Origin of the sequence: Clostridioides sp. ZZV15-6598 (genome assembly GCF_020657705.1) — a bacterium.
GTDB lineage: Bacteria > Bacillota > Clostridia > Peptostreptococcales > Peptostreptococcaceae > Clostridioides > Clostridioides difficile_F.
The window spans coordinates 1-8,267 of the sequence record NZ_JAGWCS010000154.1 but is presented as its reverse complement, the minus strand read 5'-3'; the positions used below and the strand labels follow the sequence as shown (position 1 = coordinate 8,267).

At 27.1% G+C, this 8,267-nt stretch carries 7 protein-coding genes and 1 pseudogene; all 8 read right to left on the bottom strand.

What is annotated here, in order from left to right; translation table 11 throughout:
- Positions 1-370: pseudogene (locus KGF50_RS18775) on the bottom strand (hypothetical protein); the annotation flags it as partial.
- Between the two features lie 163 nt (positions 371-533).
- Entirely contained in the window at positions 534-1,406 is an 873-nt protein-coding gene (locus KGF50_RS18770; RefSeq protein WP_227849474.1) for a metallophosphoesterase, read from the bottom strand.
- A gap of 163 nt (positions 1,407-1,569) precedes the next feature.
- Positions 1,570-2,121, bottom strand: coding sequence for a helix-turn-helix domain-containing protein (locus KGF50_RS18765; protein WP_227849473.1), 552 nt, complete (start codon positions 2,119-2,121; stop codon positions 1,570-1,572).
- Between the two features lie 20 nt (positions 2,122-2,141).
- Positions 2,142-3,044 (bottom strand): glycyl-radical enzyme activating protein, encoded by a 903-nt coding sequence (locus tag KGF50_RS18760; RefSeq protein ID WP_227849472.1) that lies wholly within the window; start codon positions 3,042-3,044, stop codon positions 2,142-2,144.
- Positions 3,045-3,058: 14 nt separating this feature from the next.
- A complete protein-coding gene (locus KGF50_RS18755) occupies positions 3,059-5,431 on the bottom strand; it encodes a formate C-acetyltransferase/glycerol dehydratase family glycyl radical enzyme (protein ID WP_227849471.1) in 2,373 nt (790 codons plus the stop codon).
- A gap of 276 nt (positions 5,432-5,707) precedes the next feature.
- Positions 5,708-6,391 carry a hypothetical protein gene (locus tag KGF50_RS18750; RefSeq protein ID WP_227849470.1) on the bottom strand — a complete coding sequence of 228 codons (684 nt, stop codon included), beginning with the start codon at positions 6,389-6,391 and terminating at the stop codon, positions 5,708-5,710.
- A gap of 254 nt (positions 6,392-6,645) precedes the next feature.
- Positions 6,646-7,968, bottom strand: coding sequence for an ATP-binding protein (locus tag KGF50_RS18745; RefSeq protein ID WP_227849469.1), 1,323 nt, complete (start codon positions 7,966-7,968; stop codon positions 6,646-6,648).
- A gap of 53 nt (positions 7,969-8,021) precedes the next feature.
- Positions 8,022-8,267 (bottom strand): LytTR family DNA-binding domain-containing protein (locus KGF50_RS18740; protein WP_227849468.1); only part of this gene is annotated, 246 nt, incomplete at its 5' end.

The window sequence follows — 8,267 nt, the reverse complement described above, 5'->3', positions numbered from 1 at the left end:
CTTTATTTCCTGTTATCTCAAAAACACTTGATAATGTTTGTTCCTCATCTTCAAAGGTTAAATACTCATTATCATAAAACATAAAAAATTCCATAACTTTATCTCTCATATCAGGGACATTTCTATATCTGTTGGATAATATATCTAATACATCTTTAGTAGTATTTTTCCCATCACATTCTGCTAGTACAACAACTTGCTTCCAACTTAAGCTATCCACACTTCCTATACTTTTTTCATATCCATTTGCCTCATCATAAATGGGACCAATTATAATATTTTCTTTTGGCCACATATGAACTCTAGTTCCATCTTTTAGTTTTGGATATTTGTTTTTTATAGACTCATAAAATCTACTCATATCACCCATGATTTTTAACTACCCCCTATATTTTTAATATTTCATGCTAAAAATAGCATTTTATTTAAATTAATTAAATAATTATTAAAAATTAATAATTGTATCTATTTAATAGGTCCTTACACCAATTTTATATATATGTCATTGATGTTTATATACACACAAAACCTTATTAATTAGACTTTAGTGTAATTCTCACTACTTCTGGTTTACAATTAAGTCTAACGAGAACTTTTGAACCTCCTAAGCCTTTATTTAAAACCATAGTGCTACTACCTTTTTCATATTTTCCCCAGTCATACTTAGGAAAAAATTCTCTATTTGGAGATAGTACACCTCCAATAAAAGGTATTCTTATTATACCGCCATGAACATGACCAGCCAGAACTAAATCAGCTCCCCATTTTACATATTTTTCAAAGAAGAATGGTGTATGAGCTAAAAGTATATTATACTCATTTTCTCTTATTTTACCTAACTTATCTTCTACAAAATTGTCACTCAATTCTAACTTTTTATTATTAGCAAAAAAATATGGATAGCATTCTAATGGTATGATTAAACCATATAGATTAATATAACTATCTCCCTTATATATTCTTACAGATTCATTTTCCATATTTATTATTTTTTTTGAATACAATTCCTTAAAATAATCCTTATATAGATGTTTGTATTTTTTTATTAAAGATTTTTGTTCGTGATTTCCAATTATGTGGTATACTTCATATTTTTTTACTAAATTATCAATTAAATCTAATGCAATTTGAAAATTTTTATTTTCTCCATCAACTAAATCTCCTGTTATAAATATAACATCTGGATTTAAAGATTCAATTTTATCTATCAATGTTTTGTTATTGTTTTTGTCAAATACCTTATTATGTAAATCACTTACTTGAACTATTTTAAAACCATTAAATTCTTTTGGAATTTTTTTATTAAATATGGTATATTCTGTTGTTTCTATATGTTGAGTTTCATACTTATACAGAATATATAAGATTGCTAATACTAGTACTGTCAATAAAACTTTCATAATCATATATTCTTCCTCTTTATTATATTTTGTTAATATTATTATAATGCTTTTATGTTTATTTTAAAACAATAATGTTAGTACATGTATACAAATCTTTTCGACATTACAAAAATAAGTTATCCATTTTGAGAATAAATATTTATTCCCAAAATGGATAACTATAAAATTATCTATAAACTTCTATATTATGAAATACAGTTCTTCCATTATTTAAATTTTTATATAGATGTTCTAGCGTTCCATCAAATCTAATTGAATGTCCAGACTCTAAAATATAAGTTTTTCCATCTACATTAAGCTCAAGTTTACCTTCTATTACAAGTACATACTCTTCTAGAACATGGCTATGTGTAGATGAAACATGAGTACAATTTGCTTCAAGCTCAATTATAAAAAGTTCAAACCTTCTTTGAGGGCTAAAAGGATATATTGGATATAACCTCATATTGCCTTGCTGTTCAATAATAGGTTCCACATCCTCTTTTTTTATAACCTCATAAGTGTTTGTATTTTCATTTAACAGTGTTGTAAAATTTATTTTGAATCCAGATGAAATTTTCCATAAGGTAGATACAGTGGGGCTAGACTCACCTCTTTCAATCTGTCCCAGCATTGCCTTACTAACTCCTGTCATCTTTGAAGCTTTATCTAAACTTATGCCCATGTCTTGTCTTAATAACCTTAAATTTTCTCCTACATTAGGAAATTTATTATCCATGTTAAAATCCTCCTGATAGCCTATTTGTATTCTATGATTTTTACTCCTGTAAGTTCTACTATCTCTTTTAATTTTAACATATGACTATTACAAATTTCATCAAATTCATATATATAATCTTCAAGCCCTAATGCTTTATATTTATCAATTCCAAATTTATGATATGGAAGTAATTCCATCTTTCCACCTAAAACATTTTGTTTTACAAATAATGCAGTATTTCTTATATTTTCTTCACTATCATTCACTCCAGAAATAATTGGTACTCTTATAACCATAGATTTGTTTAATTTTGAAAGTCTACATATATTTTCTAGTATTACCTTATTACTTACTCCTGTATATTCTCTGTGAACATTATCATCCATAGATTTTATATCTACAAATATATGGTCTATTTTTTCAAAAACATCCTTCACTTTATCCCACTCAAAATATCCACAAGTTTCAATTGCCATGTTTATACCTTTATTATAAAAAACATCAACTAATTCTCTTAAAAAGTCAATTTGAAGTGTGGGTTCTCCTCCAGAAAAAGTTACTCCTCCGTTAGACTCAAAGAAAAATATAAAATCTTTTTCAACTTCCTTTACAATCTCTTCAACATTCATTTCTTCAGTCATTATACAGATAGCATCATTGAGACATGTTTTAACACATTTTCCACACAAATCACACTTATCATTTATTTGATTTCTGTCAAATAATGAACTTATATTTTGAGGACAAGCATCTATACACCTATTACAAGATATACACTTATCCTTCATGACTCCTAGCTTTACTATATTGCTCCATGAGTCTGGATTAGAACACCACTTACATTTTAGTTTACATCCTTCTAAAAATATAGTAGTTCTTATTCCATCACCATCATTTACTGAAAAATGTTGTACTTTTACAACTTTACCCTTTTTACTCATAATCTACCTCATAATTAAAATTTACTATGTGAGTTTCTAGCTATTATAGCATCTTGCATTTCTCTTGATAAATTGACAAATTGAGTACTATATCCAGCAACTCTCACTAATAAATCTTTATATTCTTCTGGATTTTCTTGAGCTTTTAATAAGACATCATTTGATATTGTATTAAATTGTACATGGAATCCACCTAGTGCAAAATATGATTTGACCATAGAAGTTAGATTTCTAAGCCCTCTTTCTGTTTCAACCAAATCTTGATTAAATCTCAAGTTTAAAAGTGTTCCACCAGTGTGAACATCATGATTTATTTTTGATGCAGATTTCATAGCCGCTAATGGACTTGTTGTATCAGTTCCAACAAATGGAGATACTCCTTCTGTCAAAGGTTTTGTGGCTTTTCTTCCACATGGAGTTGCACCTACTATTTTTCCAGTTGGAACATAGTTTGATATACCCATAAACGCACTATTAAACTTAGAACCAAAAATATCCTTATATTTTCTAGTTTCACTATAATAAAAATCAGAAACTTCAATAGCCAATGAATCTACATAATCATTGTCATTTCCATATTTAGGAACATCTAAGGCAAGCTTTCTTAATTCTTCATAGCCTTCCCAATCATTATTTAATGCTTGTGTTAATTCTTCTAATGTAGTCACCTTATCTTCAAAAACTAATTTTTTTATAGCTGCCAATGAGTTTGAAACTACACCTAGACCTATGCCTGTTAGAACAGGTCCTATATTGTATTTTGCTCCACCTTTACTCAAATCAACACCTTTATCCAAACAACCATCTACACAAGTAGATAAAAATGGTCTTGGTACTATTTCTTTATGAATTTGTTGAGCAACAGTAGTTCCTATAACAGAATTTTTTATAAGATACGCTAGTTGCTTTAAAAACTCTTCTTTAACTTCTTCAAAAGATGCAAATTCGTTGATATTTTTTACATCTAATCCCATTTTTTCTCCAGTTAATCTACTTTTACCTTCATTCATAGCATATTCCAGTGCTGCTGCAAAATTAATATTTACTGCTGAAGTCCATTGACCTGTCTTTCTAAAATGAGGAACTACACAACCACAATTGCTCCAATCTCTCGCATCTTCTGCATCATATCCATCTTGAAGTAACATTTGTGCTCCTGCACTATCACTGTGTATAGCAGGAAAACCAGTACCTTGTTTTACTAATTTAGCAACTGCCATAACAAAGTCATCTGGTGCTCCCTGACTTATTCTAACACTTAAACCTGGTTGATGAGTTTTTACGCTTTCTGTTGCCTTTAAACACATATATGAAATATCATTAGTTCCATCAGTTCCATTTCTCTTTTTGCCACCAACAGTAAGATTTTGAAATTGGTTGTATCCTGCAAAATAATTTGCTGTATTTGCTGATATTGTCCATACCCACTCTGATAGCTTAATCCATAGAGCCTCTATCAACTCTTGAGCCTCTGATTTAGTTATATTGCCTTCTTTAGTATCTTTTTCATAATATGGATACATATATTGGTCAAATCTACCTAAGTTCAATGCTAATGGATTTTCAGATAAAACACCACCTAATTGCACAAACCATACAAACTGTATCGCTTCATAAAAACTAGTTGGAGGATTTGCTGGTACATTCTCACATACTTCTGATATTTTTATAAGTTCTAACTTTCTTTTTGAGTCTTTCTCTAATTCACTCATTTCTTTTGCAAGTTTTGAATATCTATTTGCCAATGTCATAATACCATCTGCAACGATAGAAACAGACTTATAAAAATCTATTTTTTCAATATTTTCTGAAATTGATATGTCTAGTTCTTTTATCTTCTTATCTGCTTCTTCCTTGATACCCTTATATCCTTTTACAAATAATATATCTTGATAATCTGGAGTTACTTCCCCTACTGCCTGTCTCCACTTAGAATCATTATCTATTATTCCTGTATCTACCAATATCTTAGCTGTATCTTCTGGAATTCTTGCTAAAAAAACTTCTTCCAAAGATTTACCCTTCCAATATGGAAATATCTCTTTTCTTATAAATTCTATTTGCTCTTTTGATATTACATATGGGTCTTGAGTTCTTTCATCAAAAGTATCCATTTCCTTATCTACCCATTGCCAAGAAAACTCTGGTGTTAATATACCTGTTCTTCTGAATTTACCAGCTGTACCTACAATTAATTCATTCTCGAATATTTTTATAGGAAGTTCTTTGCATGCATCTAAAAAAGCTTTAGCTCTTCTTATACATATGGCTTCTCCTTCAGTCTTTTTATGTGATTCTGTAAAAATTCTAGCCCTTTCACAACATATCATAGGTTTAGAATTAACGTATTCTTGTCTAAATGCTTCTATTCTATTAGTTTGACTCATTTAAAATCCCCCTTTAGATAATATATATTAATTTTTGTATGTTATAACATACTTTAATTATATTATACTGTCCTTTAACATAAAATGGCAACCAAAAATAATTTATTTTTGAATAAAAAAACTTATCTAAATATAAAACATGCATTTTATTTTCTAATTTATTTACTTCAATAAGGTGGAGGATATTTTGCATCTCTAAGTTATCTATCTCTTAAACACTTATTATCATTATTTAAATCATAAATTTCTCTTCTAGAGTGTCATAATTTTTTTATATTAATGATTTGAAATATCAAATTCATATTCTAAACTTAGTTTTAAAACTTTAATAGATTTTTTAACTTTGTTAACTTCAACATGTATATCATTCATATAAGGAAGCTCTACAGAGCCTACACCTTCATTAAATATTTTTATAACTTTATCTGAAAAATCTTTCTTAGTTAAATCAGTATTAGTTAATGACTTAAACATGTTGTACATAAATTTAATATATTTATCACTTTCAGTTAATTTTTTATTCTCAGGATATTCTTTAGCACAGAGAATGTCTACTACTGCTTTTCCTTCTTTGTTGTCTTCAGACATAGAGTAAAATAAACTTCTAATATCTTTTTCTGGTGGCTTTTCAAATCCATTTATAGATACTACAAAACTTCCATCTGAATTTGAATTAACGACCTTATAACCACTATCTGTTATAGCCTTTGAAAACTTTTGAGATAAATCTTTTTTAACTTCTTCCAACCCTTCTACAGTATTAGCTTTTTTTGAGTAATCCTCAAATAGTTTAATAGAGTCATCTTTTTTAGTTTCAATTGAGTTGTCCGATGAATTTTCACTAGCTTGCTCTGAGTTATTTAAATCTTTATTGGATACAGTGGATGTGCATCCTACCATTAAGCTTGAACTTATACTTAAAATTACTATCATAGCTAAAATATATTTTTTCGCCTTCATATATTTTTTCCTCCATTGTATTTCTACTTTTCAAGTTTTTATTAATTACATTTTGTATTACAATATCTTATATTTTTATGGTTTTTATGATTAGTTTTTCAATACATATCACCTTTCTTTGTAACTAATTCTTATAATTAAGATTAGTAAAATTATAAATTTCTTGATACTAAAAAATAAGGATGTTATCTTTTGTTATTAAAAAGATAACATCCTTATTTTTTAGTATCAATATAGATGCCCCAACTAGTAACTTAATCGACCCAACTGTCAGCATCTTGATTCAATGGTATGCATATATTTAGTATAAATTTGTCTTTCTGATTTTCAAATAATAATTCTCCATTATACTCTTCTAAAGACGATTTAATACTTTGAATTCCTATTCCATGTATAAATTTATCCATTTTGTCTGTTAACAATATATTTTTATTAGAAATAATATTATTTGCTTTACTATTCTCACATTTAAGTACAAAAAATGATTTTGTTATAGTTCCTTTAATTCTAATATATTTATCAATATTTTCATCTGATATTTTCTCACATGCTTCTATTGCATTATCTAAAATATTGGCAAATACACTTGACACATCTATGGGTTTTATAAAATCAACTTTTGAAAAGTTTATGTCACAAATAAATTTAATTCCCTTTTTCGCAGATATTTCACTCTTCTCACTGATTATGATGTCTAATATCATGTTCCCTGTATTATAAATATATTTGAACTCTCTAATTTCATCTTTTAAATTATTTATATACTCATTGATTTCTTTACCATCGTTTTTAAGATTGTCTATACAGCAAATATGATTGTTTATATCATGATAAAGCTTCTTAACTCTCACATGAGATTCTTGAATACTTAAATAATGAGCATATTGCATATCTAACTTATTTTTTATTAATTCATTCTGAGATTTTAATTTATTATCTTTTATTATTTGCCTAAACAATAATATAAGAACAATAGTGCTAGCTCCTATTAGCTTTGGATTTACAAAATTCTCAAAATAATATGGTTCTGAATGTAACCATCTAAACCGTTCTAATTTCCTTGATATATAGGCTCCAATTATATTCATGGTGTTAGCCATTAGAGCAAATAACAAATATACATAGTTTCTTTTATCTTGGCTAAGCGATTTTAATCGATTATACAAAAAACTAAGTATCATATATACAAATATAATAAATAGATTACTGTATATATAAACTTTTATATTATCAGAATCAGATGCCAAAAGCCACTCTTTGGATGAAACAACATTACCTGTAACTGCAAAAAATAAAATTCTATCTACAACATCTTTGACACAATCATAATAAATATTAAATAGAAAAAAGAAAATAATGTATTTAATATATCCTATGTTGTAAAAATAATTATAATATATCCCCCAGGCAATAAATACTAAAACATCAATCAAATAGTATATATTACTAATATAATTTTCTTCTATATTAAATAATCTAGTTATTTTAACTATAATATAAATTAATCCCAATAAAGCATAAAATACAATTTGCTTGTCTTTTTTATTATCTTTTTTATAAATTAATATCCTTTTCATAATAATAAATCGTACACATATAGATACAATTAATAATAACTCAAACATAAAATTTAACATATTGTATCACCAAGAAATTTTAAAAATTTCTCCTTAACCTCTTTATACCTATATCTACTAATAGGTACTTCTTCTCCACTTTCTAAAATAGCAATATTTGGCTTTATATTTTCTACATAACTTAGATTAACTATAAAGCTTTTATGACATCTTACAAATTTATCTAGTTTTAAATCTTTTTCTATTTTTCCTAGACTATACTTCACTCCAAAACCCTTATTTATTGTGTGTATTAACAT